Annotated in this window: 24 protein-coding genes; 18 read left to right on the forward strand and 6 right to left on the reverse strand. The window is 60.0% G+C overall.

The features are described 5' to 3' along the window. Window positions 1-544: 544 nt before the first annotated feature. Window positions 545-1,597, reverse strand: coding sequence for an SO2930 family diheme c-type cytochrome (locus OOZ53_RS00005; protein ID WP_271087221.1), 1,053 nt, complete (start codon window positions 1,595-1,597; stop codon window positions 545-547). A gap of 30 nt (window positions 1,598-1,627) precedes the next feature. Further along, entirely contained in the window at window positions 1,628-2,866 is a 1,239-nt protein-coding gene (locus OOZ53_RS00010; protein ID WP_271087222.1) for a parallel beta-helix domain-containing protein, read from the reverse strand. A 135-nt stretch (window positions 2,867-3,001) separates the two neighbouring features. Between OOZ53_RS00010 and OOZ53_RS00015 the strand changes: the two genes are divergently transcribed. Further along, complete coding sequence (locus tag OOZ53_RS00015; RefSeq protein ID WP_271087223.1) at window positions 3,002-3,685, forward strand: TetR/AcrR family transcriptional regulator; 684 nt, start codon at window positions 3,002-3,004, stop codon at window positions 3,683-3,685. Between the two features lie 8 nt (window positions 3,686-3,693). Here the strand turns inward: OOZ53_RS00015 and OOZ53_RS00020 are convergent, their stop codons facing one another. Continuing rightward, the gene (locus tag OOZ53_RS00020; protein ID WP_271087224.1) at window positions 3,694-4,713 is read right to left on the reverse strand and encodes a 2-oxoacid:ferredoxin oxidoreductase subunit beta; all 1,020 of its coding nucleotides are present in this window, start codon (window positions 4,711-4,713) and stop codon (window positions 3,694-3,696) included. Then, on the reverse strand, window positions 4,706-6,565 hold the full coding sequence (locus OOZ53_RS00025; protein WP_271087225.1) for a 2-oxoacid:acceptor oxidoreductase subunit alpha: 1,860 nt from the start codon (window positions 6,563-6,565) through the stop codon (window positions 4,706-4,708). The genes OOZ53_RS00020 and OOZ53_RS00025 overlap by 8 nt, the downstream gene beginning before the upstream one ends. Before the next feature lie 210 nt (window positions 6,566-6,775). On the opposite strand from OOZ53_RS00025, the gene OOZ53_RS00030 reads away from it, so the two are divergent. From OOZ53_RS00030 to OOZ53_RS00110, 17 genes are all read left to right on the forward strand, one after another. Beyond that, complete coding sequence (locus OOZ53_RS00030) at window positions 6,776-7,660, forward strand: VOC family protein (protein WP_271087226.1); 885 nt, start codon at window positions 6,776-6,778, stop codon at window positions 7,658-7,660. A 104-nt stretch (window positions 7,661-7,764) separates the two neighbouring features. Next, entirely contained in the window at window positions 7,765-9,039 is a 1,275-nt protein-coding gene (gene eno / locus OOZ53_RS00035) for a phosphopyruvate hydratase (protein WP_271087227.1), read from the forward strand. 213 nt (window positions 9,040-9,252) lie between these two features. Continuing rightward, window positions 9,253-10,485, forward strand: coding sequence for a TsoY family (seleno)protein (locus tag OOZ53_RS00040; RefSeq protein ID WP_271087228.1), 1,233 nt, complete (start codon window positions 9,253-9,255; stop codon window positions 10,483-10,485). A gap of 192 nt (window positions 10,486-10,677) precedes the next feature. After that, a complete protein-coding gene (locus OOZ53_RS00045) occupies window positions 10,678-10,995 on the forward strand; it encodes an FtsB family cell division protein (protein ID WP_271087229.1) in 318 nt (105 codons plus the stop codon). 139 nt (window positions 10,996-11,134) lie between these two features. Beyond that, entirely contained in the window at window positions 11,135-12,205 is a 1,071-nt protein-coding gene (pdhA, locus tag OOZ53_RS00050; RefSeq protein WP_271087230.1) for a pyruvate dehydrogenase (acetyl-transferring) E1 component subunit alpha, read from the forward strand. A gap of 15 nt (window positions 12,206-12,220) precedes the next feature. Continuing rightward, window positions 12,221-13,600, forward strand: coding sequence for a pyruvate dehydrogenase complex E1 component subunit beta (locus tag OOZ53_RS00055; RefSeq protein ID WP_271087231.1), 1,380 nt, complete (start codon window positions 12,221-12,223; stop codon window positions 13,598-13,600). A gap of 14 nt (window positions 13,601-13,614) precedes the next feature. Continuing rightward, window positions 13,615-14,955: a pyruvate dehydrogenase complex dihydrolipoamide acetyltransferase gene (locus OOZ53_RS00060; protein ID WP_271087232.1), complete on the forward strand. Its 1,341-nt coding sequence runs from the start codon at window positions 13,615-13,617 to the stop codon at window positions 14,953-14,955. Window positions 14,956-14,992: 37 nt separating this feature from the next. Next, entirely contained in the window at window positions 14,993-15,556 is a 564-nt protein-coding gene (locus OOZ53_RS00065) for an HdeD family acid-resistance protein (protein WP_271087233.1), read from the forward strand. Between the two features lie 139 nt (window positions 15,557-15,695). Continuing rightward, window positions 15,696-17,159 carry a dihydrolipoyl dehydrogenase gene (gene lpdA, locus OOZ53_RS00070; RefSeq protein ID WP_271087234.1) on the forward strand — a complete coding sequence of 488 codons (1,464 nt, stop codon included), beginning with the start codon at window positions 15,696-15,698 and terminating at the stop codon, window positions 17,157-17,159. A gap of 27 nt (window positions 17,160-17,186) precedes the next feature. Next, a complete protein-coding gene (locus tag OOZ53_RS00075; RefSeq protein WP_271087235.1) occupies window positions 17,187-17,426 on the forward strand; it encodes a GlsB/YeaQ/YmgE family stress response membrane protein in 240 nt (79 codons plus the stop codon). Window positions 17,427-17,448: 22 nt separating this feature from the next. Continuing rightward, the gene (gene lipA, locus OOZ53_RS00080; RefSeq protein ID WP_271087236.1) at window positions 17,449-18,414 is read left to right on the forward strand and encodes a lipoyl synthase; all 966 of its coding nucleotides are present in this window, start codon (window positions 17,449-17,451) and stop codon (window positions 18,412-18,414) included. A 17-nt stretch (window positions 18,415-18,431) separates the two neighbouring features. Next, the gene (locus tag OOZ53_RS00085) at window positions 18,432-18,878 is read left to right on the forward strand and encodes a type II toxin-antitoxin system RatA family toxin (protein ID WP_271087237.1); all 447 of its coding nucleotides are present in this window, start codon (window positions 18,432-18,434) and stop codon (window positions 18,876-18,878) included. Window positions 18,879-19,106: 228 nt separating this feature from the next. Then, window positions 19,107-20,333: a 3-methyl-2-oxobutanoate dehydrogenase (2-methylpropanoyl-transferring) subunit alpha gene (locus tag OOZ53_RS00090; protein ID WP_271087238.1), complete on the forward strand. Its 1,227-nt coding sequence runs from the start codon at window positions 19,107-19,109 to the stop codon at window positions 20,331-20,333. A gap of 2 nt (window positions 20,334-20,335) precedes the next feature. After that, entirely contained in the window at window positions 20,336-21,352 is a 1,017-nt protein-coding gene (locus OOZ53_RS00095; RefSeq protein ID WP_271087239.1) for an alpha-ketoacid dehydrogenase subunit beta, read from the forward strand. After that, window positions 21,352-22,665 carry a dihydrolipoamide acetyltransferase family protein gene (locus OOZ53_RS00100; RefSeq protein WP_271087240.1) on the forward strand — a complete coding sequence of 438 codons (1,314 nt, stop codon included), beginning with the start codon at window positions 21,352-21,354 and terminating at the stop codon, window positions 22,663-22,665. The genes OOZ53_RS00095 and OOZ53_RS00100 overlap by 1 nt, the downstream gene beginning before the upstream one ends. After that, window positions 22,666-24,060 carry a dihydrolipoyl dehydrogenase gene (lpdA, locus tag OOZ53_RS00105; RefSeq protein ID WP_271087241.1) on the forward strand — a complete coding sequence of 465 codons (1,395 nt, stop codon included), beginning with the start codon at window positions 22,666-22,668 and terminating at the stop codon, window positions 24,058-24,060. 32 nt (window positions 24,061-24,092) lie between these two features. Beyond that, window positions 24,093-24,371, forward strand: a complete 279-nt coding sequence (locus OOZ53_RS00110; RefSeq protein WP_271087242.1) for a hypothetical protein — start codon at window positions 24,093-24,095, stop codon at window positions 24,369-24,371. 3 nt (window positions 24,372-24,374) lie between these two features. Here OOZ53_RS00110 and OOZ53_RS00115 read toward each other — a convergent pair whose 3' ends face one another. Both OOZ53_RS00115 and OOZ53_RS00120 read right to left on the reverse strand, forming a co-directional pair. Further along, complete coding sequence (locus tag OOZ53_RS00115) at window positions 24,375-24,857, reverse strand: CinA family protein (RefSeq protein WP_271087243.1); 483 nt, start codon at window positions 24,855-24,857, stop codon at window positions 24,375-24,377. After that, complete coding sequence (locus OOZ53_RS00120) at window positions 24,850-26,070, reverse strand: bifunctional 2-C-methyl-D-erythritol 4-phosphate cytidylyltransferase/2-C-methyl-D-erythritol 2,4-cyclodiphosphate synthase (protein ID WP_271087244.1); 1,221 nt, start codon at window positions 26,068-26,070, stop codon at window positions 24,850-24,852. Before OOZ53_RS00120 ends, OOZ53_RS00115 begins: the two co-directional genes overlap by 8 nt. Between the last annotated feature and the right edge of the window lie 27 nt (window positions 26,071-26,097).

Here is a 26,097-nt window from a genome sequence, read left to right on the forward strand (position 1 = left end):
CTGTGACTGGCCTTCGGAATTGTTGGAATCGACAATGATATCGGCTCTGGCACCACTACCGGGAGAACGTATGAGCGCGATGCTCAGAACCAGTGCAAAGATGAGATTGCCAAAATTCGTTGTCGCGCGATTCGAATTCATCGGACGCACCTTTGTGTGAAATATTCGGGTCAAAAACAATTTTTCTGGGTTGTATTTTTAATTTTATGCAATCAAATATTGTGCAATTATTGGTTAATCAAACCTTACGAGCCATACCCTATAGTTGCGCATGGGCTGCGTAAGCCAAATAGAAGTACGTGCGAACAATGCGGAATCGGTTCTATTGCCTGCGGAGCGTTTCGGCGTTTGTTTGGTTGGACAAGCTGGCGTTGTGTCGGAGCTTGCCAAAGACCTCAAGTCGGCCTCGCGGTGCGGGGGCCTCAAGTCTTCCGAAAGTCGTTTCGTTGCGATTGAGGCCGGGCTGAAAGGATCTGCAAAAGAAGGAATCGGTGCCGTATCGCAAGGCGGATATCCCGGCCCGAATGACGACGGGCCAATATCTCTAATTCAGGCCGTTGATCCATTCTGCCAGCATTTCAACCGCTTCTTCGTGAACCAGCGAACGGCCGAGTTCCGGCATCATGATGGCCGGGTCGCTGCTGCGCATGCGGTATAGCAGGATCGAGCGTTCCGCATTGCCGGGCTCGATATCGAAGTCAAGGCCGCCCGATCCGCGTCCGGCGGCAACCGGGCGCTTGCGGTAGCCCCAGGCGGTCCTGTCTTCCTCCCAGGCCGTGAGAAACAGCCCGGAATTGCTTGCGGGCCCTTCCTTGCGGTGGCAGTGGGCGCAATTCACGTCCAGATAGCTGCGTGCGCGCTCATCGATCGGTTCGTTGCGGTCACTCCAATCCGTGGCGCGCTGCAGTTCGCTCGCGTCCGGCGCGTTCTTCAGCAGTTCGAGGTCGGACCACATCTTGATCTGGTTCTTGACCGCGCCGCCATAATCATAGTCACGATTGAGGTTACGCGCGTTGGGGCCGACCGGCGTGATTTCGCCGTTCAGCGCATGGCAGCCCTTGCACTGATTCGCGTTGGGCACCGCGTAGTCGATATCCAGCTGTGATCCGTCCGCGCGCGCGAATGAAATGGACATGCGTTTACCGGCGATTTTCAGCCGTGCATCCGTCATCTCCTCGTTCCAGACATAGGGCCAAGCCTTCCAGCCATTTTCCTGCCGGATCAGAAGCCGCGTCTCGATCAATCGGATTTGTTCATCCGGCCGGTCAAGATGGGAAGGATAGGCAAAGGTTTTGATGAGTACGGTTCCGACCGGAAATTCAAAGACCTCGCGTTGGCTGTATCGAGCGCTCTTTCCGCCGGGTACGTAAACGAAACGGAGTTTGGACGCGTAGTCGGTGAAAAGCGGCGTTACCAGGTCGTAGGGCAGAACGCCGACATTCGGGACCTGGTTTCGGAGGTCGATAAACAATCCGTATTCGGAAAGCATGCGGGCCGGCTTTGAGGCCATCAATGCGGCGTCGTCGACCGTGTCGGCCCAGGCATGGGACAAGGCTGTCAGCCAAAGCGCAGTTGCCAGCAAGGCGCGGACGATCATGTCAAGTTCCGGGCGGTCACTTGTTGCGGGCTATTGTCCCTGCAATTGAGGCAGAGCCACTTCCTTCGGTTCGGGCAGTGCCCCGGCATAATCGGCAATGTCACGATCCGGGGATGTTGACCATGGATAGAGCGTGTTCTGGATCATCAGGAGATTGGCGAATGTGGTGCCGTCCGTCTCGTTGATATAGATACGGTCTTCCGCGGCGGTCCAGCTCAGCCACTCAGTGAGCGGCACAACACCGTCCCAGACGATGTCTGGCACCGGTTTTCCGGTAACGTCGGATATGATCTTTCCGACTTCACCGTCCGGTTCGGCTCCGCCCTCTCCATAGGTATTGTCACGTACCAGGACGCCCCTTGGATGCGGGACATAGTTGTCGTCGTCAAACTCGTTAGGATAAGTTGCGATGAGGACATGCACCGTGCCGTTGTTCTTCAGAACATTGTCGAAGACGTGCACATTCCTGTTGGCCATCACCATGATGCCGGTTCCCTTGGCGACCATGCCGACAATATTGCCCTCCGGTGCGAAGTTCGGCGTGTCGTTGTCGATCACACGGTTCTTGAACACCCTGACGGAATGACCACCCATGACGGGCAGGTTGGGAAGGTCGAAAACCAGGATGCCGCCGGTGTTGCGGGTTACGGTGTTGCCGTAGACATCGGCAAATTTGCTGTTCTCGATCTCGATACCGGCAACATTGTACTCGGCGGTCGAATTGCGCACGACAATGTTCTCCGACTGGCCGACATAGATGCCCGCATCCGAGGCACCTCGCACGACAGAATCTTCGACAAGAACGTTTTTCGATTCAACGGGATAAATGCCGTAGGCACCGTTTTTCTCGTTCGGGCCGCCGGTCCACTCAACGCGGATCCGGCGGTAGCTTATCTGATCGGCACCTTTCGACTTTATGCCGTCACCCCTGGCATTCAAAACGGCAAAGTCTTCAAGCGTTATGTTGTCAGATGTGATCAGAAAGCCTTCGCCCCCGGCCTTTTGATCCCCGAACGAGAGGACGGTCCTGCCCATTCCGGCACCCCGGACGGTAACATCCGGGACGTCGAGTGAGAGGCCGTCCGAAAGGTTGAACGTGCCCTCGGCCAAGCTGATCGTGCTGCCGGGTTCGGCAGTGATCAGCGCTTCCTGGAGCTCCTCCGCCGCATTCGGTCCAGGGACGACGTGAATGTCGTCTGTTGCGATTGCGGCGGTGGTGAGGACAAATAGGAGCGGCAAAGTGCTGAAAACGCAAAATTTGCAGCTCACTATCTGCTCCTCCCCAGGAAACTATGGTGTAAGGTCGTACCATGAGATTCAGCGATTGGCAATAAACATGAGAATTGTTCACATTTTGAGAATATCGTTTTTCAGGCCCGCCGGAGAGGCGGGGATCGTTTGGCGATGATGACGGAAACACGGCGCAAGCCGCGCCAGAAACGCGCCAAGGAAAAGGTCGACAGGATCCTCGATACGGTCGAGGAGCTCGTGACCGAATTGCGCATCGAGGATCTCACTACGACACAGATTGCCGAGCGTACGGGCCTGGCTGTCGGCACGATCTACCAGTATTTCGGAAACCGCACGGAATTGCTTATCGCCGCCGAGGTCAGAATGTTCGAGCGCCTGGCGGCCAAACTGGCCGGTGAATTCTTCAAGGTTATGTCGGAACCCGCGGACGACCCCATCGCGGAGATCATCGGAATATACATCGAAAGCGCCAAAGCCCAGCCGGGCTATATCCAGCTGCTGCGATTCTCCGTCGTGAACAAGCCGCCGGGTGTAAACGAGGCAACCGTCGACGAGTTCACCGGGGACATGGTCAGTGCATTCATCCGGCAGCAGATTCCCGATATCAGCGATTCGCAGATCGAGGTCACGCGCAAGACCGTGATCAACATTCTCAGCGTTCTTTGCGATCTGGTTCTGTTGACCAAGGACCCTGATATTCAGGCGCGAATTCAGGCCGAACTGGTCGCCCACTGCAAATTTGCGCTCTACCGCGCTGCTAATCCGGATATGGAATGTCCGTTTGCGGAAAGCCTCAGGCTCGCTCAGCTCTCAGACGGAGAAGCGGCAGGCTCCTGAGCTTCGGCTTATTGTTCTTTGCCGGCCACTTTCCAACTGAACCCGGCGCGCATGGCGTCCATCAATGACCGCGCATTGCCATCGCTGCCGGACTGATCAGCGGCGGCCGCATAGACCGGGCCCGGATTGTCGTAAAGCACGCCGGTTGCCATGGGGAATTCCGGATTGTTCATGCGGGCGAGGGCCGTTGCCAGATTGTAGTTGGCGGGATCGTGCACAAGGACATCCGCTTCCGAATCGCTGCCCAGCTCCGCCGTGCGCAGACCAAGCGCGGCGGCATCGAAAACCAGACCACGGCTGTCGTCGGCTCCGTAGACAAGCGGCTTGCCGGGTTCGACCTGCAACTGATGTTCGGCGACATTGGACTTGGCGGTGAAGCCGTCGAAAACGTCCTCGTTGAAAACGATGCAATTCTGGAAGATCTCGACGAATGCCGCACCTTCGTGATGGTAGGCGGCCTTGAGCACTTCGGTGAGTTGCCCGATTTGGGTGTCCACGCCACGGGCCACGAAACGTGCGCCGCAGCCCAGCGCGAAACTCGCCGGATCGACGGGATTGTCGATGCTGCCGCCGGGTGAGGAGGGGGAGCGTGTCGCCAGGTGCGATGTCGGCGAATACTGGCCTTTCGTCAGGCCATAGGTCTCGTTGTTGAAGAGCAGGATCTGGCAATTGAGATTGCGTCGCAGGATATGCAGGAGATGATTGCCGCCGATGGAAAGGCCGTCTCCGTCGCCGGTGATGATCCAGACATCGAGATCGGGATTTGCCAGCAGCATGCCGGTCGCAACCGCCGGCGCGCGCCCATGGATGGTGTGAAAACCGTAGGTGTCGATATAGTAGGGAAACCGCGAGGAGCAGCCGATCCCGGACACGAAGACGGTGTTTTCGCGGCGGGCGCCGACCTCGGCAAGCACGGTACGCACCGCTTTCAGGATCGCGTAGTCACCGCAGCCCGGACACCAGCGCACCTCCTGGTCGGTGGCGAAATCGGCGGCGGTCAGTTTCGCTTGTGTCACCTGTTCATTCATCGCTCGACTCCAAACGGGACAGCACGGCTTCCTCTATCTCCGATACCTGGAATGGCCTGCCCGTCATCTTGCTCAGTGATTCGACATTGCCGAACCCCTCCGAGCGAAGTAGCCCGGCGAGTTGGCCCGTGTTCATTTCAGGAACCAGGACGTAGCTGAAGGCGGCCAGCAATTCGTCCTGATTCGGCGCAAAAGGTCTCAGATGCCGCAAGTGGATATGGGACACGCGGTAGTTCCGGGCGCGCAGATTGTTCACGGCTCTGGAGATCGGGCCGTAGGTGGACCCCCAGCCGACGATTGCGAGATCGCCCTCTGGCGGTCCTTGATCCGGCTCCAGCGGCGGGATCGTTTTGGCGATCCCGGCGATCTTGCCGGACCGGACATCCGTCATCTTCTGGTGGTTCTCCGGCTCGTAGGAAATGTGCCCTGTCGCATAATCCTTTTCGATGCCGCCGATACGGTGTTCGCAGCCCGGCGTTCCCGGTATCGCCCAGCTTCGCGCCAGTGTTTCCGGATCGCGTTCGAAGGGATTGAAACTTTCCGCATCCGTGTGGTTGGCGACGTTTATCCGGGGCAACGCGTCAATATCCGGCAATATCCAGGGGCTCGACGAATTGGCGACAAAGCCGTCGGACAACAGGATGACCGGTGTCATGTAGGTCAGGGCGATGCGGGCTGCCTCGATCGCCATTTCGAAGCACTCGGCGGGCGAGCCGGCGGCAAGGACGGCAAGCGGACTTTCTCCATGACGGCCGTAAAGCGCCTGGTTGAGATCGGACTGTTCGGTCTTTGTCGGCATGCCGGTCGACGGGCCGGCACGCTGGGTGTTGACGATGATCAGCGGCAACTCCGCCGATACGGCAAGACTCATGGCCTCCTGCTTCAGGGCAATGCCGGGTCCGGAACTCGAAGTCACGCCCAGGCCGCCCGTGAAGGATGCGCCTATCGCCGCGCAGGTGGCCGCGATCTCGTCCTCTGCCTGAAAGGTGGTGACACCGGTGTCGGAAAGCCTGGCCAGCGTGTGCAGAAGGGGCGAGGCCGGCGTGATCGGATAGGAAGAGAAGACGAGCTTGCGGTTCGCCAGTTCGGCGGCTGTGGCAAGCCCCCAGGCGAGCGCCTCATAGCCGGTGACGAAACTGTATATGCCGGGCGCCGGCTCGATGCGGGCGACTTCCTGCGCCGTCGCCTCGACCGTTTCGCCATAGGCGTGGCCGGCGTTGAGCGCCGCGATGTTGGCCTTGGCGACATCCGGATTGCCGGCGAATTTGCGGTTCAGCCACGCGATGGTGGGCTGGCGGTCACGCCCGTACATCCAGTAGACGAGGCCAAGAGCCCAGAAATTCTTGCAGCGTAGCGACGCCTTCCTGTTGAGGCTGAGATCGGCGACACTTTCAAGTGTCAGTTTCGATATGTCCGGGGCCATGACCCGGTAGCCATCCAGCGTGCCGTCTTCGAGCGGGGAGGCCTTGTAGCCTGCTTTTTCCAGATTGCGCTCGGAGAACGTGCCGGCGTCGACAAGGACGGTTCCGCCCTTTTTCAGGATATCGAGATTGGTGGTGAGTGCGGCGGGGTTGAGGGCGACGAGCATGTCGGCCTCGTCGCCGATCGTCTTGATGGGCCGGCCGCCGAAATGCACCTGGTAGGCGGAAACCCCATAGGTCGTTCCGACCGGCGCCCGCACTTCCGACGGATATTCAGGGAATGTGCCGAGATCGTTCTCGGACATGGCGCTGGCAAGGCCGAGCTGTGAGCCGATCACCTGAATGCCGTCGCCGGAATCGCCGGCAAAGCGAACCACGACAGTCTCGACGGTATTCCCTTCGGGGGATGCGGAGCCTTCAGCAATGTTCATGCGTGGATCGATGTCCTGCGTTCTTCCGGAGCATTATTGCGGCCCCATGGCTGTTTATAGCGCAGTGACTTGCCAATGAGTATTGCCTTTTGGACGCATCCGGCTACAGCGCATCTTTTGCGGTTTCCGGACTTCCGGTCGAATAGCGATTTCACTCCGCACCGCAATTGGATAAGTTGCGCCGGCAATCATTGCATATGGGAGACCCAGGTGGACAAACCGCGTTCCGTCGATCACCTCGTATTGCCGACCGCCGATCTTGAAGCGGCCAGAACCCGTCTCGCACTGCTGGGCTTCACTGTCGCGCCGGAGGCGCGGCACCCGTTCGGCACGGCCAATGCCTGTGTGTTTTTCGCCGACGGTACCTATCTGGAGCCGCTCAGCGTCGCTCAGCGGGAACTTTGCGAGCATGCGGCGATCGACGGCAATGTGTTTGTCATGCGCGATCAGGCTTACCGGTTCCGCCGGGGAGAGGAGGGCTTCTCGGCGCTTGTGATGGGCACGGACAAGGCCGAGGAGGACAGGCGGCAATTTCTCAAGGCGGGCATCAGCGCCGGTCTGAACCTGGAATTTTCACGCCCCTTCGAGACGCCGGACGGCGCACGTTCCATGGCAGGTTTCGAACTGGCCTTCGCCGCCGACCTGCGGGCGCCGGACGTCTTCTTCTTCACCTGTGAGCGGAAAAATGCGCCTGATGTGGATCGCAGCGTATTGGAGACACATGAAAACGGCGTCACGGGTATCCGCCAGGTGGTGCTTTCGGAACAGAATCCGAGTGATTTTCAGTACCTGCTCCAACAGGTGGTCGGCCAGCGGGAAGTCAACGCGCACTCTTTCGGGGTCGATCTGGCCGCCGCCAACGCCGATGTCGTGGCGCTGAATTCGGCAGGTCTCAAGGGCTTTTTCGGTGTTGCGGGTGGCACCCATGCGCGCGGATTGCGGCTGCGTGGCATTGTGTTTGCAACTGCCGATCTCGATGCGATGGAACAGAGGCTGAAAGACCGGGAGATCGCCTACGCGTTCATTGCGGGTCGGCTGGTTGTTGCCGAGGCAGCAGGGCAGGGTGCTTTCTTCGCCTTCGAACAGGGCAGTTGACGGCCGTAACAGCGCGGTAAAACACGTTCCGACGTTGCGTTTTTCGCGTGGTTGCATAAAAGGGCAGCGAAACTCCCAAAACCTGCTCCACAAGGATCTGTGTCATGACAGCTATTGTCGATATCGTCGGCCGAGAAATTCTGGACAGCCGCGGCAATCCGACCGTTGAGGTCGATGTGCTTCTTGAAGACGGCTCATTCGGCCGGGCGGCCGTGCCATCCGGCGCATCCACCGGTGCCCACGAAGCCGTCGAGCTTCGCGATGGCGGGCCGCGCTATCTCGGAAAAGGCGTCCTGCAGGCCGTTGAAGCGGTCAATGGCCCGATCCTCGAGGAACTTGCCGGCCTCGAAGCCGAAAACCAGATCCATATCGATCGTACGATGATCGAACTCGACGGCACACCGAACAAGGGCAAGCTGGGCGCCAATGCCATTCTGGGTGTCTCCCTTGCCGTCGCCAAGGCTTCGGCCGAGGCCGCCGGCCTTCCGCTCTACCGCTATGTCGGCGGGCCGAACGCCCACGTGCTTCCCGTTCCGATGATGAACATCATCAATGGGGGCGAGCATGCGGACAATCCTATCGATTTCCAGGAATTCATGATCATGCCGGTCGGCGCCGAGTCCCTCAGGGACGCGGTGCGCATGGGCTCGGAAGTGTTTCATACGCTGAAAAAGGAACTGGCCGCGCAGGGCCACAACACCAATGTCGGCGACGAGGGCGGCTTTGCACCCGGTCTTGCGAGCGCGCCGGCGGCACTCGACTTCATCATGCAGTCGATCGAAAAAGCCGGCTATGCACCGGGCGAAGACATGTTCGTGGCGCTCGACTGTGCTTCCACCGAATTCTTCAAGGACGGCAACTACGTACTGGAGGGCGAGGGGCGCACGCTGGAGCCCGGCGCCATGGCCGACTACCTCGCTGAGCTTGTCGACAAATATCCGATCATCTCCATCGAGGACGGCATGGCCGAGGACGACTGGGACGGCTGGAAGATCCTCACGGACAAGGTCGGATCGAAATGCCAGCTCGTCGGCGATGACCTGTTCGTCACCAATTCAGCGCGCCTGCGCGACGGCATCAAGATGGGCGTCGCCAATTCCATCCTCGTCAAGGTCAACCAGATCGGATCGCTCAGCGAAACACTGGATGCGGTGGAAACGGCGCACAAGGCCAGCTATTCGGCGGTCATGTCGCACCGCTCGGGCGAGACCGAGGATGCGACCATCGCCGATCTGGCCGTTGCCACCAATTGCGGGCAGATCAAGACCGGGTCGCTGGCCCGCTCCGACAGGCTTGCCAAATACAACCAGCTTATCCGTATCGAGGAAGAGCTGGACAGCCAGGCAAGCTATGCCGGGCGCAGCATGCTGCGCAGTTGAAGCCACGGAAAGCGCTCGGCGATCGTTGGCGGCCTTCCTTTCGGGAGGCCGTTTTCATTTAGGCCCCTGTTGAATACTGTCAGGGGGCAAAAGGTCGCACCATTATATTAGAATCTAACAATATGCTAATATAAAGGTTATATACGGATGGTATCCCATGCTCCGCCGGCGATACGGTCGGGGCGCTCCGAAGCTCTCATCATGGAGTCCGCCATGGATAATACCTCCCGTTTCAATGGTCCCTACAATCCGCTCTATTTCCTTGCGTCGCTCGGCAATGGCGGGTTGGCGGTGTCCTTCTTCATCTATCTGATGTTCATGCTGCCGCATCCGGAATCTCCGATCCCGACCTTTGCCACACTGTCGCGGGTGTTCATGACGGGCGATCCGATGCTTGTGACGCCGGTCGCGGTGGCGCTCCTGGGTATCCTGTATTTTGCGTTCCAGCACTATCGATTGCTGTTCAGGAATATCGCTGCCTATCGCGCCTACCGGAAGACGGCTGCCTTTAGGAAGCTCATGGCCGGCAATGCTGAAGTCACGCGCATGGCGATCCCGCTGACCCTGTCGATGGGCATCAATGTGGCCTTCATTCTCGGCGCATTGTTCGTCCCGGGCCTTTGGAGCGTTGTCGAATATCTGTTCCCCGCCGCGCTGGCGGCCTTCGGTGCCGTTGCCGTCCTGGCGCTTACCATGTTCGCGTCCTATATCGGCCGCATTCTCGTGGACGGGCGCTTCGACTGGTCCGCCAACAACAGCCTCAGCCAGCTCGTCGCCGTCTTCGCCATGTCGATGATCGGTGTGGGTTTCGCGGCACCGGCTGCCATGAGCCATGTCCAGGCAACGGTTGTCGCCGGCATGGTATTGTCGATCTTCTTCCTGACCGCTGCGGCGGTCCTGGGAACGATCATGGTGGTTCTGGGTTTCAAGGACATGCTCGAGCACGGTGTCAGCGAGGAGGGCTCTCCGTCGCTGTGGATCATCATTCCGATCATCACGGTGAGCGGCATTGCCATGGTGCGGCTGTCGCATGGGCTGCATCACGTTTTCGAGGGCGGACCGGCGGCGCCGGATATGCTGGTCAATCTTGCTATCCTGCTTTCGGTGCAGATGCTGTTCGGGCTGATCGGCCTCGTCGTGCTGCGCAGGCTGAACTATTTCGCGGATTACATTCACGGTGAAAAGATCAGCGCATCATCCTATGCCCTGATCTGCCCGGGTGTCGCGCTCATGGTGTTCGGCATGTTCTTCATTCACCCGGGTCTTGTCGGGAACGGGATCGTGGAGAAGTTTTCCGTACCTTATTTCATCCTGCTTGCGCCGCTGGTCTATGTTCAACTGATCACGATCCGGACGATGATGCTGCTGAACCGGAAGCATCTGGGACGCGGCGGTGCCGGTCTGCGCGCGGACGCGGGCAGCGTGCGGCTCGATGCCGCCGAATGATCATCAAGATGTAGAAACAATATGCGGGGCGCCGGCATTTCCGGCGTCCTTTTTGCTTGAAGCCGCACTGTTTCCGATCGCGGACCGATAACACGTTATTAAACATGTTGCGCCATAAATAGCGCCCAGTATCCGCCTTCGGCCATGTGCGGTCAGGGCGCGCGTTGTGTATCGAGTAAAGTAGCGTCCGACATGTCGACACGGCAGAAGAAGATCAGGAACACCGGCCGGCTGGTGGTTCCACTATTTGCAATCGCATTTATCAGCTATTTCGGATTTCACTCGATCAATGGCGATCGGGGGCTTAATGCGACACAACGGTTTGAGGTCCGCAAGGCCGAGTTGGAAGCGCGTCTTTCGGCGTTGACCGAAGAGCGTAAGTTGTTGCAACAGCGTGTTAAATTGCTGCCGTCGAGCGGCCCTGTGGTGCGTGACATGCTGGACGAGCAAGCCCGAGAGACGCTTAATCTCTCGCGGCCGAACGAGATTGTCATCTACGATTTCAATTGAATTAACTGTTATCTAGTTAATATGCATATTTTTGTTTTATAACAATAGTTTAAGTTTCAAACAAGCTATGCATTTATGGCCTTGCTGGCTGTTCTCCAATTCCGTAAGGTGAATGCCGACGAACAAATGGGAGGACTCCATGGCCCCGCGCAAAAGTGCAGCGTCAGCCGGCCGTCGCACCGGTGCATCGAAATCCGCGAAATCTAGGTCCAGCAAATCGGCCAAGCCGGCTATCGGCACGGTGATTGCGGAATTCGACAAGGAAAAGGAACTCGCGGTCTACCGTGAAATGCTTCTCATCCGCCGTTTCGAGGAAAAGGCCGGCCAGCTTTACGGCATGGGCTTTATCGGCGGCTTCTGCCATCTCTATATCGGCCAGGAGGCGGTCATCACCGGCATCCAGCATGCCATGATTGACGGTGACCAGCTCATCACCGGTTACCGGGACCATGGACACATGCTTGCAGCCGGAATGACGGCGCGCGGCGTCATGGCCGAACTCACGGGTCGTCGCAGCGGTTATTCGCGCGGCAAGGGCGGCTCGATGCACATGTTCTCCTTTGAAAAGAATTTCTTTGGCGGCCATGGCATCGTCGGCGCGCAGGTGCCGCTCGGCACCGGTCTCGCCTTCGCCAACCGTTACAAGGACAACGGCAATGTCAGCATCGCGTTCTATGGCGACGGCGCTTCCAACCAGGGTCAGGTCTATGAGAGCTTCAACATGGCCGAGCTTTGGGAACTGCCGGTCGTCTATGTCGTCGAGAACAACCGCTACGCCATGGGCACGGCCGTATCGCGCGCATCGGCGCAGACTGATTTCTCGCAGCGCGGCGTTTCCTTCAACATCCCCGGTTATCAAGTGGACGGAATGGACGTGCGGGCTGTTTACGCGGCAGCGGAAGCGGCGCTTGAATTCGCCCGTTCGGGGAACGGCCCGATCATTCTGGAAATGCTGACCTACCGCTATCGCGGTCACTCCATGTCGGATCCCGCCAAGTACCGCAGCAAGGACGAAGTGCAGAAGATGCGCTCCGAGCACGACCCGATCGAACAGGTCAAGGTGCGCCTGCTCGAGAAGGGCTGGGCAACGGAAGACGAGTTGAAGGCGATCGACAAGAGCGTGCGCGATGTCGTTGCCGACAGCGCGGAATTTGCGCAGACGGATCCCGAACCCGATCCGTCGGAACTGTACACGGATATTCTGGCGTAGCCGGGGGGAGACGAAATGCCGATTGATATTCTTATGCCAGCGCTCTCACCGACCATGGAAGAGGGCACGCTTGCCAAATGGCTCAAAAATGAGGGCGACAGCGTTGCTTCGGGCGATGTGATTGCCGAGATCGAAACCGACAAGGCGACGATGGAGGTCGAGGCTGTCGATGAAGGCACGATCGGCAAGATCGTCGTGCCGGAGGGCAGTGAAGGCGTCAAGGTCAATGCCGTGATCGCCGTGCTGCTCGGTGACGGAGAGAGCGCTTCGGACATCGGAACCGAGAAGCCCGCTGCGACGCCTGCGCCCGCTGCGGCTGAAGCACCGGCGCCCGTCGCAGCGGAACCGGTCGCCGCCGCACCCGCTGCCGCCGAAGTGCCGTCCGATCCGGATATCCCGGCAGGAACCGAAATGGTTCCGACAACCGTGCGCGAAGCGCTGCGCGATGCGATGGCCGAGGAAATGCGCGCCGACGACGACGTTTTCGTCATGGGTGAGGAGGTCGCCGAATATCAGGGCGCCTACAAGGTCACGCAAGGCCTGCTCGACGAGTTCGGCGCACGCCGCGTGGTCGATACGCCGATCACCGAGCACGGCTTCGCCGGTGTCGGTGTCGGTGCCGCCATGGCTGGCCTCAAGCCCATCGTCGAATTCATGACTTTCAACTTCGCCATGCAGGCGATGGACCAGATCATCAACTCGGCAGCCAAGACGCGCTACATGTCCGGTGGTCAGATGCACGCGCCCGTGGTCTTCCGCGGCCCCAATGGCGCTGCCGCACGCGTTGCCGCACAGCACTCGCAGTGCTACGCCTCATGGTACAGCCACGTGCCGGGCCTCAAGGTGATCATGCCTTACACGGCGGCCGATGCCAAAGGCCTGCTCAAAGCGGCGATACGCGATCCCAACCCGATCATCTTCCTGGAAAACGAGATCCTCTACGGCCACACATTCGATGTGCCGAAACTTGACGATTTCGTGCTGCCGATCGGCAAGGCGCGTATCCACCGTGCCGGCAATGATGTAACCATCGTCTCCTTCGGCATCGGCATGACCTATGCGGAACAGGCCGCGGATGAGCTGTCCGGTATGGGTATCGAAGCTGAAGTCATCGACCTGCGTACCATTCGTCCGATGGACCTGCCGACGGTGATCGAGTCGGTGAGGAAAACCGGCCGCCTTGTGACTGTCGAGGAGGGCTTCCCGCAAAGCTCCGTCGGAACGGAAATCGCGACGCGCGTCATGCAGCAGGCTTTCGACTATCTCGATGCGCCCATCCTGACCGTCGCGGGCAAGGATGTTCCGATGCCCTATGCGGCCAATCTGGAAAAACTGGCGCTGCCGAATGTCGCCGAAGTGGTCGATGCGGTCAAAGCCGTCACCTACACGGCCTGAGGGGAGGCGTTACAATGCCGATCAATATAACAATGCCAGCGCTTTCCCCGACGATGGAGGAAGGCAATCTCGCAAAATGGCTCGTCAAGGAAGGCGACAGCGTTTCCTCCGGCGATGTGATCGCCGAGATCGAAACGGACAAGGCGACGATGGAGGTCGAGGCCGTCGATGAGGGTGTCGTCGCAAAGATCCTGGTTCCCGAAGGCACGGAAGGCGTGAAGGTCAATGCGCCGATCGCCGTCCTGGCAGAGGAAGGCGAGGATGTTTCGGCGGCGGCAAGCGCTGCGCCCGCAGCCGCTGAGCCTGCTTCCGCACCGGCGGCGGAACCGGCCGCCTCGGAGACGCCGAAACCCGATGGAGCCGCGCCTGCAGCGGCAGTGGCAGCATCCGCGCCGGCCGCTCCAGCACCGGCAGCACCGCAGTCCGGTGCGAACCGTGTCTTCTCTTCGCCGCTTGCACGCCGTATCGCGAAGGATGCCGGTATCGATATCGCCGCCGTGACGGGCACCGGCCCGCACGGCAGGGTGATCCGCCGGGACGTCGATGCGGCCATCGCCGGCGGTGTCGGCAAGGCCGCGCCCGCATCGGCGCCTGCTACGGCACCGGCTGCGACCGCACCGTCAGACGAGCAGACACTGAAGCTGTTCGAGGAGGGGTCATACGAGTTGATCCCGCATGACAATATGCGCAAGACGATTGCGAAGCGTCTGGTGGAATCGAAGCAGACCGTTCCGCATTTCTACCTCACCATCGAATGTAAGCTTGACGGGTTGCTGGCCCTGCGCAAACAGCTCAACGACTCGGCGCCGGTGCACGACGACAAGCCGGCCTTCAAGCTTTCGGTGAATGATTTCATCATCAAGGCAATGGCCCTGGCATTGCGCGATGTGCCGGAAGCCAATTCGTCCTGGACCGAGAGCAACATGGTGCGCCACAAGCATTCCGATGTCGGTGTTGCCGTTTCGATCCCGGGCGGCCTCATCACGCCGATCGTGCGCGAGGCGGAAAACAAGCCGCTTTCCGTTATCTCCAACGAGATGAAGGACCTGGCGAAGCGGGCACGCGAACGCAAGCTCATGCCGCAGGAATACCAGGGCGGCACAACGGCTGTTTCCAATCTCGGAATGTTCGGCATCAAGGAATTCTCCGCTGTCATCAACCCGCCGCATGCGACGATCCTTGCGGTCGGCGCGGGCGAACAACGCCCGGTTGTCAAGGACGGGGAACTGGCGGTGGCGACGGTGATGTCCGTTACCCTGTCCACGGACCACCGTGCCGTCGACGGTGCGCTGGGCGCCGAGCTGCTGGCAGCGTTCAAGGGATATGTAGAAAATCCCTTCTCGATGCTGGTATAGCTGTTGCATTTCATCCAACTGAGGAGAGGATACGGCAATGGCGGACCCGATTGACAAAAAAGACATCGAAGAGGCTGTGGAGAAACTGAAAGCAGCCTGGGGATGGCTGATCGCGATCGGCATCATCTCGATCATCGGCGGTTTCTTCTGCTTTGCAAATCCGTTCGCTGCAACTTTGACGGTCGATTACCTGGCCGGATTCATGTTCATCTTCGTCGGCGTCGCACAGATCATGCAGGCGTTTTCGACACGTGGCTCCGGCGGCTTCATGTGGGCTCTCGGGATGGGTATTCTGAGCCTGCTTGTCGGAGCGGTACTCGTCGGTAATCCGATTGCGGGAGCGGTATCGCTGACGATCGTCGTCGGTGTGCTTCTGTTCTTCCTGGGCGGGGCCAAGATCGCCTATTCCATGTCGATGCGTCCGGCCGCGGGATGGGGATGGGTGGCGCTTTCCGGCGCACTTTCCATCATTCTCGGCGTCATTATCTTTTCGAATTTTCCATGGGCGGCCGCATCCGTGCTGGGCCTCTTCCTGGGTGTCGAACTGACCTTTAATGGCGTTGCCCTCCTGCTAACGGGCTTTGCGCTGCGGAAGGCCTGATGCGACGCCGCCGGGCGCGGCGGCGAACAAAATCGTGCGGCCCGACAACGGGCCGCGTCACTGAAGACCGGCAGCTTGAGCGAAGACCGGTGGAAAGACCGGCATGGCATGGCCATGCCCTGAAATCAGGAGACGAATCGTGTCCAATACATATGATGTCATCATCATCGGATCCGGTCCGGGCGGCTATGTGACGGCCGTCCGCTCGGCGCAGCTTGGCTTCAAGACGGCGATCGTCGAACGCGAGCATCTCGGCGGCATCTGCCTGAACTGGGGCTGCATCCCGACCAAGGCGCTGCTGCGCTCCGCGGAAATCCTGCATTTCTCCGAACACGCCGACAGCTACGGCCTGAAGCTGGAAGGCAAGGTCACGGCCGATATTCAGGCCGTCGTCCAGCGTTCGCGCGGTGTCTCTGCGCGGCTCAACGGCGGCGTCGGATTTCTGATGAAGAAGAACAAGGTCGACGTCATCTGGGGTGAGGCGAAACTGACCAAGGCCGCCAAAGGCGGCGCTCCTGCCGAGATTGTTGTCGGCAAGCCCTCCAAGAAGCCGATGGAGCCGCAGCATCCCGCGCCCAAGAAAACGCTGGGTGAGGGCACCTATCAGGCAAAGCACGTCATTGTCGCCACCGGAGCGCGACCGCGCCTGCTGCCTGGCATAGAGCCGGACGGCAAGCTGATCTGGACCTATTTCGAGGCGATGGTGCCGCAGGAGCAACCGAAATCCATGGTGGTCATGGGATCGGGCGCGATCGGCATCGAGTTTGCCAGCTTTTACAATGCGCTCGGCGTCGACGTGACGGTTGTCGAGCTGATGCCGAACATCATGCCGGTCGAAGATGCGGAGATATCCGGCCTTGCACGCAAGCAACTGGAAAAGGCCGGGCTGAAAATCATCACCGAGGCGAAGGTGACGAAGGTCGACAAGGCGGCCAGCAGCATCACCGCCCATGTCGAGACGAAGGACGGCAAGACCCAGGCGATCACGGCCGACAGGCTGATCTCGGCGGTCGGCGTTCAGGGCAATATCGAAAATCTCGGTCTCGAGGCACTTGGCGTCAAGACCGATCGCGGCTGCGTTGTCATCGACGGATACGGCAAGACGAATGTCGAGGGCATCTATGCGATCGGCGATGTGGCGGGTCCGCCCATGCTGGCACACAAGGCAGAACATGAAGGTGTGATCTGCATTGAGAAAATCGCCGGTGTGCCGGGTGTCCACCCGACCGACAAGAACATGATCCCCGGCTGCACCTATTGCGACCCGCAGGTGGCGAGCGTCGGCCTGACGGAAGCGGCCGCGAAAGAGGCTGGATACGATATCCGCGTCGGCCGGTTCCAGTTCGGCGCCAACGGCAAGGCCATTGCCCTGGGCGAGGACCAGGGCCTCATCAAGACCATATTCGACAAGAAGACCGGACAGCTTCTCGGCGCGCATATGGTGGGGGCCGAGGTGACGGAACTCATTCAGGGATTTGTCGTCGCGATGAACCTTGAGACGACCGAAGAAGAGCTCATGCATACAATTTTCCCGCATCCGACCCTATCTGAGATGATGAAGGAAAGTGTGCTTGACGCTTATGGTCGTGCATTGAATGCTTAGGGCGGCATTCAAAACAGGAGAGCGAATATGGGTTGGTTGGCATTTCTTCTGATCGGTCTGATTGCCGGTTTCATCGCCGAGAAGGTCATGAACCGGAATCACGGGCTGATCAAGAACCTGATCGTTGGCGTTATCGGCGCCGTGGTCGGCGGCTATCTGGCGCCGATGGTTGGCATTTCATATGGCGGTTTCGTCGGAACGCTGATCGTCGCGACAATCGGTGCCATTATCGTGCTATGGCTGTTCGCGCTGCTGGCTGGCCGTTGACCGGAGCTTAGGGAACCTTCTGATGGTTACTGTTGTCGATACGGTTTCACGCCCCGCGCGCGTTCGCCACCCGGAGAAGGCTCACAGGCCGGACAACGAGGTTGCGCGCAAACCCGACTGGATCCGGGTCAAGGCGCCGACATCCAAGGGTTACCTGGAAACACGCGACATCGTGAAATCCAACAATCTGGTGACCGTTTGCGAAGAGGCAGGGTGCCCCAATATCGGCAGCTGCTGGCAGCAGAAGCACGCCAGCTTCATGATCATGGGCGAAATCTGCACCCGCGCCTGCGCGTTCTGCAACGTGTCCACAGGTCGCCCCACAGCGCTCGATCCGAATGAGCCGGAGAACGTCGCAAAGGCGGTTTTCCAGATGGGCCTGAAACATGTGGTGGTCACATCGGTCGACCGCGACGATCTGGCCGACGGCGGTGCGCAGCACTTCGTCGAGACAATCCGTGCGATCCGCGAGGCATCTGCGGAGACGACCATCGAAATCCTGACGCCGGATTTCCTTCGCAAGGAGGGCGCGTTGGAGACGGTGGTATCGGCGCGCCCGGATGTGTTCAACCACAATCTGGAAACCGTACCGTCCAATTATCTGACGGTGCGGCCCGGCGCACGTTATTTCCACTCGATCCGGCTGCTGCAGCGGGTCAAGGAACTGGATTCCGACATGTTCACCAAATCGGGGATCATGGTGGGGCTCGGCGAGGAGCGCAACGAAGTGCTGCAGCTGATGGATGACCTGCGGGTGGCCGATGTCGATTTCCTGACGATCGGCCAGTATCTGCAGCCGACACGCAAGCACCACAAGGTCATGAAATTCGTGACGCCGGAAGAGTTCAAATCCTACGAGACGATCGCATACTCGAAGGGCTTCCTCATGGTTTCGGCGAGTCCGCTGACACGCTCGTCCCACCATGCCGGCGACGATTTTGCCAAGCTTCAGGCAGCGCGTGCGGAGCGCCGCGGCCTTTCGATCTAGAGCCGACGCGCCGCGGCATGCCGAAATTCGATACCAAGCGTTTCGTCGCTCACACGCCCGAACACATGTTCGCGCTCGTCGCCGATGTCGAAAAATATCCTGAATTCCTGCCTCTGTGCGACGCGCTGAAGGTCCGCAGCCGCAAGGAGCGCGGCGATAAGACCCTGCTGATCGCCGATATGACCGTCGGCTACAAGGCCATCCGTGAGACCTTTACCAGTCAGGTGCTGCTCAGCCCGGACGATTCCGTGATCGACGTGAAGTATCTCGACGGACCGTTCCGCTATCTCAATAACCGCTGGGGCTTCGAGCCGGCGGGTGAGGGCGGATGCGACGTTTCCTTCCATATCGATTACGAATTCAAGAGCCGCATGCTGGGTGCGCTGATGGGCACCATGTTCGATCGTGCGTTCCATAAATTCGCCGAGGCGTTCGAACAGCGGGCGGACCGGATTTACGGCTGATTCCGTGCTGCGGCGCACAAATCCTGCGGCGCCACGCAAGGAAAGAACAAAAAGCCGAATCCTTGCGCAATCAATGGAAAGCTCATCCACAGGTCGCGCCATATACAATCCAATTTCAAAGGCGCTATTGTCGGATATGCCGAACCGGCACATCATATAGGTCAGTATTGTTGTCGTAATTAACGGTTGCCGCCGCCAATGCGCGGCTGACCAGAAAGCGAGACACCTATGAGCGACTACGGACCGCTTTCCTTCAAAGTGCCCGAACCACCGGTCCGTCCGGGCGACGAACCCGATTTTTCCGATTTCGAAGTGCCGAAGGCCGGCACGGTTCGCAAGCCCGGTGTCGATACAGACGCCCAGGACATCAAGGATCTGGCGACGACCATGATCCGCGTGCTCAACCGGGAAGGAGACGTCGTCGGTCCCTGGGCGGAGGAACTGGACAAGGACCTTCTTCTGCATGCGCTTCGCTCGATGTTGCGCACACGGGCATTCGATGAGCGCATGATGACCCTGCAGCGGCAGGGAAAGACCTCCTTCTACATGAAGTGCACCGGCGAGGAAGCCATTGCCATCGGCCAGCAGCTTGCCCTGTCGGAAGGCGACATGAACTTCCCGACCTACCGGCAGCAGGGGCTGCTCTTGTGCCAGGATTACCCGGTCGTCGACATGATCTGTCAGAATCTGTCCAACGCCCGTGACCCGCTGCGCGGCAGGCAATTGCCGGTTCTCTATTCCTCAAAGAAGCACGGCTTCTTCACCATTTCCGGCAATCTCGGCACGCAGTATATCCACGCGGTCGGCTGGGCGATGGCCTCGGCCATCAGGGGCGATACCAAAATCGCGACCGCTTGGATCGGCGATGGTTCGACGGCGGAGAACGATTTTCACGCCGCGCTCGTCAACGCCTCGGTCTATCAGCCGCCGGTGGTGCTGAATATCGTCAATAACCAATGGGCGATCTCGTCCTTTCAGGGCATCGCCGGGGGAGATCAGGCGACCTTTGCCGAGCGGGCGCTGGGCTACGGCATTCCCTCGCTGCGCGTCGACGGCAATGATTTCATGGCGGTCCACGCGGTTTCAAAATGGGCGATCGAGCGGGCTCGCCGGAATCTGGGGCCGACAATGATCGAGTGGGTGACCTACCGGGTCGCGCCGCATTCGACGTCGGACGATCCGAGCAAGTATCGGCCGCGCGAGGAGTCGGCGGCATGGCCGCTCGGCGATCCGGTGCTGCGGCTGAAGAACCACCTGATCAAGGTCGGCCTTTGGACCGAGGAGCGTCATACACAGGCCGAGGCCGAATTCGATGGGGAGATGCGCGTTGCCGCCAAGGAGGCCGAATCCTACGGCGTCATGGGCGGCGGCTCCAGCGCTCGTGACATCTTCGAGGATGTCTACAAGGAAATGCCGCCGCATCTGGTCGCGCAACGCCAAAAGCTGGGAGTGTGACCATGGTGCAGATGACAATGATCGAAGCCATCCGCAGCGCCATGGATGTGACCATGGAGCGCGATGAAAATGTCGTCGTGTTCGGTGAGGATGTCGGCTATTTCGGTGGCGTCTTCCGCTGCACGGCAGGACTGCAGAAGAAATACGGCACATCGCGGGTCTTCGACGCCCCGATCAATGAGAGCGGCATTGTCGGCGCCGGGATCGGCATGGCGGTTTACGGCTTGCGGCCCTGCATCGAAGTGCAGTTCGCCGATTACATTTACCCGGCCTATGACCAGATCGTCTCGGAAGCGGCGCGTATCCGCTATCGCTCGGCCGGCGACTTCACGGCCCCGATCACGATCCGCAGCCCGGTCGGCGGCGGCATTTTCGGGGGCCAGACGCACAGCCAGAGCCCCGAAGCGCTGTTCACGCATGTCTCCGGCCTCAAAACCATCGTTCCTTCAACGCCTTATGACGCAAAAGGCCTGCTGATCGCGTCGATCGAAGATGATGATCCTGTTGTCTTTTTCGAGCCTAAACGGCTTTACAACGGACCGTTCGACGGTCATCACGAACGTCCGGCTCAGAACTGGACGACACATCCGCTTGGCAATGTGCCGGAGGGGCACTACACCCTGCCGATCGGCAAGGCGGCCATCCGGCGCGAAGGCAGCGCCGCGACCATCGTCACCTATGGGACCATGTGTTTCGTGGCGGAAGCCGCGGTTCAGGAGACCGGTATTGATGCCGAGATCATCGATCTGCGGACACTGCTCCCGCTCGACATTGAAACCATAACCCAGTCGGTCATGAAGACCGGCCGATGCATGGTGCTGCACGAGGCGACGCTCACTTCCGGTTTCGGCGCGGAAATCGCCGCCCAGGTGCAGGAGAACTGCTTTTACAGTCTCGAAGCGCCGATCCTTCGGGTCACTGGGTGGGATACGCCTTATCCGCATGCACAGGAATGGGACTATTTCCCCGGACCGGCGCGTGTCGGCCGGGAACTCAAAGAGCTGACGGAGGCGATCTGATGGGCGTTCACACGATCAAGATGCCCGATGTCGGCGAAGGCATCACCGAAGCCGAGATCGTCGAATGGAACGTTTCCGTCGGCGATACGGTGCGTGAGGACGATGTGCTGGCGGCGGTCATGACCGACAAAGCGACGGTCGAGATCCCGTCGCCGGTCGAAGGCAAGATCGTTTCCATCGAAGGCGAGGTCGGCCAGATGACGGCCGTCGGCTCCGCCATTGTTACGATCGAGGTCGAGGGCGAGGGCAACAGCGGTGTTGAAAAAACACCACCCCCGCCGAAGCCCGTCCGGGAAAGTCCAAAAGCCGTTGAAGCCGTTGAGCAGCCGAAAGAAGAGCCGGCTGCCGAACCCGACCGGGCCGAACCGACGATGCCGGTGTCACGACCGGCGCCGGCCGCACCGCGACGGGCGCCGATAACGAATGGACCGCCCAGGCCGGAGGGCGAAAAACCGGTTGCCGCGCCGAGCGTGCGCAAACGCGCCATGGATGCAGGTATCGAACTTGTCTATGTGCGCGGCACCGGACCGGCGGGACGCATCCTGCATGAGGATCTGGACGCCTATATCGCTGGCAAGGCCGAGCCGGTCACGAGTTCGTTCCAGCCGAACAACACGATCACCGAGACAAAGGTCATCGGGCTGCGGCGCAAGATCGCCGAGCGGCTTCAGGATGCCAAGCAGCGCATTCCGCATATCACCTATGTCGACGAAGTGGACATGACGGAACTGGAAGAGTTGCGACAGCATCTCAACGAGACACGGCAGGAGCATCAGCCGAAGCTGACGCTGCTGCCGTTCATCATGCGTGCCATGGTCAAGGCGTTGCGCACCCATCCCAAGCTCAGCGCGCAATATGATGACGAAGCGGGTATCCTGCGCGAGTTCGGCGCTGCCCATATCGGCATGGCGGTCCAGACCGCAAACGGTCTCATGGTGGCAGTCGTGCGCAATGCGGAGGCGAGGAACATCTGGGGTCTGGCCGAGGAAGGCCGGCGGCTCGCGGCCGCCGCGCGCGATGGGACCATTACCCGCAAGGAACTGACCGGCTCAACCATCACGCTGACAAGCCTCGGCAGCATTGGCGGCATCGTTTCGACGCCGGTCATCAACAGCCCGGAAGTTGCCATCGTCGGCGTCAACAAGATCGCCATGAGGCCCGTCTATCAGGATGGCGCATTCGTTCCGCGAAAGATCATGAATCTCTCGTCTTCCTTCGATCACCGGATCGTCGACGGGTGGGACGCGGCCGAATTCATCCAGCACATACGCCGCTCGCTGGAAACGCCGGCAACCCTCTTCATGGAGCCGTAAATGAACTATCTATCCTGCGAAGTGCTGGTTATCGGCGGCGGTCCGGGCGGCTATGTGGCGGCCATCCGCGCCGGGCAACTCGGTCTCGATACGATCCTTGTCGAGAAGAAGTCCGTCGGCGGCACCTGTCTCAATGTCGGCTGCATACCGTCCAAGGCGATTATCCATGTCGCCGACGCATTCGAGCAGGCGGTCAAGGCGTCGAAAGGCAAGGCGCATGGGTATTCGGTCAAGGACCCTGTCCTGGACCTGGTCGGCGCCATTGAATGGAAGGACGGTATTGTCGGCCAGTTGAACCGCGGCGTCGAGGCGCTTTTGAAGAAGGCGGGCGTTACGGTCATCAATGGCCAGGCGCGCATGCGCGACGGCAAGACGTGCAGCATTGCCGGAGAGAAGGAAAACACCCAGATCAAGGCGAAGTTCGTGGTCCTCGCACCCGGATCGGAGCCGATCGAACTGGAGGCGCTTCCGTTTGGCGGCAATGTCATTTCCTCGACACAGGCCCTGAAACTGGAAGAACTGCCGAAGCGTCTCGCTGTCGTTGGCGGTGGCTATATCGGTCTGGAACTCGGAACCGCTTTCGCCAAGATGGGCTCGAAGGTGACCGTACTCGAAGCCACCGAGCGATTGCTTCCGCAATATGACAAGGAGATCGGCACAGCGGTCTCGCGGCAGCTCAAGAAGCTGGGCGTTGTCGTTCATCTCAATACACTTGCGGGCGGCATGAACAAGAAAGGCACAGCGGTGGAGGCAAAGGGACCCGATGACGCGTCTTTCGCCGTGGATGCCGACAAGGTGCTGGTCACCGTCGGACGCAAGCCGCGCCTCGACGGCTGGGGCCTGCGGGAACTGCAGTTGACGATGAACAATGGCTTCATCGCAATCGATGAAGAGTGCCGCACATCGATGACCGACGTCTTTGCCATCGGCGACGTTACGGGCGAACCCATGCTGGCGCACCGCGCCATGGCGCAGGGCGAGGTGGTGGCCGAACTCATTGCCGGCAAGCGCCGGACCTTCGAACCGGCTGCGATTCCCGCAGTGTGCTTTACCGATCCCGAGGTGGTTTCCGTGGGGCTTTCTCCTGACGAGGCGCGTGAAGCCGGCCATGAGGTCGCGGTCGGGAAGTTCCCGCTGCCGGTCAACGGGCGGGCGATGACGCTTGGCGCCGACACCGGTTTTGTGCGCGTGGTCGCGCGTAAGGACAACGGGCTGGTGCTGGGCATCCAGGCCGCCGGAAAAAACATCTCGGAATTCGCTTCGTCCTTCGCGCTGGCGCTCGAAATGGGCGCCTGCCTGGAAGACATTGCGTCCACCATCCATGCTCACCCGACGCAAGGGGAAGGCATTCAGGAGGCGGCGATGCTTGCGCTCGGCCACGGCCTGCATATCTAGAGACAGAGGTCTACCCGTCACTGGAGGATGCGATGCGTTTGATGTTGAAATTCACGATACCGGTTGAAAAGGGCAATCAGGCCGAAAAGGACGGCACGCTGGGGCCGGCCATCGCCAAGTTGGTCGAGACGGTCAATGCCGAGGCGTCCTATTTTGCTCTGGAGGACGGCAAACGCATGGGCATCGTTGTTTTCGAGGAAGCGGATCAGGCGCGCATGCCGATGATCAACGAGCCGCTCTTTGCCGCCCTCGACGCTTCGATCGAGATTCAGCCGGTCCTTACGGCCGAAGATCTGCAGAGGGCGCTGTAGACATTATCCGGCCGCAATGAGGGCCTGAAGTGCCTTCTCGACGGTCGCCTCGCGAATATGGGCACGGCCCAGATCTCCGAACCTGAGTTCCGTATGTTGGGTGGGGCCGTTTCGGCGGGCGAGCGCCATGTGCACGAGCCCGACGGGCTTTTCAACCGTACCGCCGTCCGGGCCGGCGACACCGGTGACCGAAACGGCAAGATCGGCCCTGGAACGGGCGAGGGCGCCTTCGGCCATTTCGATGGCGGTCTCGCGAGAAACAGCGCCATGGGCCTGCAAGGTGGCGACGGACACACCGATCATGTCTTCCTTGGCTTCGTTGGAATATGTGACGAAACCGCGGTCAAGCACGGCCGAGGAGCCGGGAATATCCGTGATGGCGGCGGCGATCATGCCGCCGGTACAGGATTCGGCGGTGGCCACCATCTTTCCCGCCCGCGTCATCTGCAGAACGAGGTCGCGCGCCAAACCCGTCAGATCAGCCATTCGGATTGCTCCTGTAAATCACGGTTGCCGTGGCAATGGCGGCAATGCCCTCGCGCCGGCCGATAAAGCCGATCTTCTCGTTGGTGGTTGCCTTCACCGAACATCGCTCGACAGCAATGCCCAGGATTTCGGCGAGCTTGCTGCGCATGTCAGCGCGATGCGGGCCTATTTTCGGCGCTTCGCAAATGAGCGTGACGTCGGCATTCATGACCGTGCCGCCGTTTTCGGCCACGAGACCAGCTGCGTGTTCGAGAAAGATATGCGATGACGCGCCCGCCCACTGCGAATCACTTGGCGGGAAGTGATCGCCGATATCGCCCAGTCCGCAGGTCGCCAGCAACGCATCGGTCAGCGCGTGGAGTGCAACGTCAGCGTCGGAGTGGCCGGAAAGACCATGGTCATGCGGTATGTCCACGCCGCACAGCGTTACATGGTCGCCGGCGACCAGCGCATGGACGTCGTATCCATTGCCGGTGCGGACATCGGGCAGATGCGTACCGGCCGTTGCAAACGTCAGTTTTTCGTCCGCCACGTTGATGTCCCTCGCGGTCGTCAGTTTCACGTTCTCCGGTTCGCCGTCGATGAGCGCCACCGGCAGGCCGACCCACTCGGCGATGCTGCAATCATCGGTGAAGTCGGATTTGTTGGCCTCTGCCGCCGCCCGGTGGGCGTCCAGGATGTCCCGATAGGAAAATCCCTGCGGTGTTTGTGCTCCATAGAGACCGCTGCGCGGCACGGTGCCATCGACATGTTTGGCAGCCTCCGATTTTTTGAGCGTATCGGACACCGCGATGACCGGCAATGCGGCCTGCTCGCCGCTCTGAAGGGTGCCTATGACCCGGTCGATCAATTCGTTGCTGACAAACGGACGGACACCGTCATGGATGAGCACATGGCCAAGCTTAGCGCTTTCGAGCGCTTCCAGGCCATTGAGGACCGATTGCTGGCGTTCAGCGCCGCCCTCCACAACGATCAGTGAGCCCGGACCATCGGTTTGCTCGATTGCCCGGGTGAAGAGTTCGTGATCGTCCCGATGGATGACGACAACGGTCTTTGCAATTTGCGGATTGTTCCGGAAGGCTTCGAGGGTTCGGGCGAGAACGGCACGTCCGCCAATGGAACGGTACTGTTTTGGCCCATCTTGCCGATTGCCGGCGCGTTCGCCGCGACCGGCTGCGACAATGACCGCTCCGATGCTTCCTGTTTCCGACATAATCGCCAACCATATTCGCACAAGGCC

Source organism: Allohoeflea poritis (assembly GCF_027889715.1).
Classification (GTDB): domain Bacteria; phylum Pseudomonadota; class Alphaproteobacteria; order Rhizobiales; family Rhizobiaceae; genus Hoeflea_A; species Hoeflea_A poritis.

Excerpts from the sequence above, each read along its gene's own strand:
- OOZ53_RS00005 (WP_271087221.1), bottom strand. The coding sequence starts at position 1,597 with ATGATCGTCCGCGCCTTGCTGGCAACTGCGCTTTGGCTGACAGCCTTG.
- OOZ53_RS00015 (WP_271087223.1), top strand. The coding sequence starts at position 3,002 with ATGATGACGGAAACACGGCGCAAGCCGCGCCAGAAACGCGCCAAGGAA.
- OOZ53_RS00020 (WP_271087224.1), bottom strand. The coding sequence starts at position 4,713 with ATGAATGAACAGGTGACACAAGCGAAACTGACCGCCGCCGATTTCGCC.
- OOZ53_RS00025 (WP_271087225.1), bottom strand. The coding sequence starts at position 6,565 with ATGAACATTGCTGAAGGCTCCGCATCCCCCGAAGGGAATACCGTCGAG.
- eno (WP_271087227.1), top strand. The coding sequence starts at position 7,765 with ATGACAGCTATTGTCGATATCGTCGGCCGAGAAATTCTGGACAGCCGC.
- OOZ53_RS00040 (WP_271087228.1), top strand. The coding sequence starts at position 9,253 with ATGGATAATACCTCCCGTTTCAATGGTCCCTACAATCCGCTCTATTTC.
- OOZ53_RS00045 (WP_271087229.1), top strand. The coding sequence starts at position 10,678 with ATGTCGACACGGCAGAAGAAGATCAGGAACACCGGCCGGCTGGTGGTT.
- pdhA (WP_271087230.1), top strand. The coding sequence starts at position 11,135 with ATGGCCCCGCGCAAAAGTGCAGCGTCAGCCGGCCGTCGCACCGGTGCA.
- OOZ53_RS00055 (WP_271087231.1), top strand. The coding sequence starts at position 12,221 with ATGCCGATTGATATTCTTATGCCAGCGCTCTCACCGACCATGGAAGAG.
- OOZ53_RS00060 (WP_271087232.1), top strand. The coding sequence starts at position 13,615 with ATGCCGATCAATATAACAATGCCAGCGCTTTCCCCGACGATGGAGGAA.
- OOZ53_RS00065 (WP_271087233.1), top strand. The coding sequence starts at position 14,993 with ATGGCGGACCCGATTGACAAAAAAGACATCGAAGAGGCTGTGGAGAAA.
- OOZ53_RS00075 (WP_271087235.1), top strand. The coding sequence starts at position 17,187 with ATGGGTTGGTTGGCATTTCTTCTGATCGGTCTGATTGCCGGTTTCATC.
- lipA (WP_271087236.1), top strand. The coding sequence starts at position 17,449 with ATGGTTACTGTTGTCGATACGGTTTCACGCCCCGCGCGCGTTCGCCAC.
- OOZ53_RS00085 (WP_271087237.1), top strand. The coding sequence starts at position 18,432 with ATGCCGAAATTCGATACCAAGCGTTTCGTCGCTCACACGCCCGAACAC.
- OOZ53_RS00090 (WP_271087238.1), top strand. The coding sequence starts at position 19,107 with ATGAGCGACTACGGACCGCTTTCCTTCAAAGTGCCCGAACCACCGGTC.
- OOZ53_RS00095 (WP_271087239.1), top strand. The coding sequence starts at position 20,336 with ATGGTGCAGATGACAATGATCGAAGCCATCCGCAGCGCCATGGATGTG.
- OOZ53_RS00100 (WP_271087240.1), top strand. The coding sequence starts at position 21,352 with ATGGGCGTTCACACGATCAAGATGCCCGATGTCGGCGAAGGCATCACC.
- lpdA (WP_271087241.1), top strand. The coding sequence starts at position 22,666 with ATGAACTATCTATCCTGCGAAGTGCTGGTTATCGGCGGCGGTCCGGGC.
- OOZ53_RS00110 (WP_271087242.1), top strand. The coding sequence starts at position 24,093 with ATGCGTTTGATGTTGAAATTCACGATACCGGTTGAAAAGGGCAATCAG.
- OOZ53_RS00115 (WP_271087243.1), bottom strand. The coding sequence starts at position 24,857 with ATGGCTGATCTGACGGGTTTGGCGCGCGACCTCGTTCTGCAGATGACG.
- OOZ53_RS00120 (WP_271087244.1), bottom strand. The coding sequence starts at position 26,070 with ATGTCGGAAACAGGAAGCATCGGAGCGGTCATTGTCGCAGCCGGTCGC.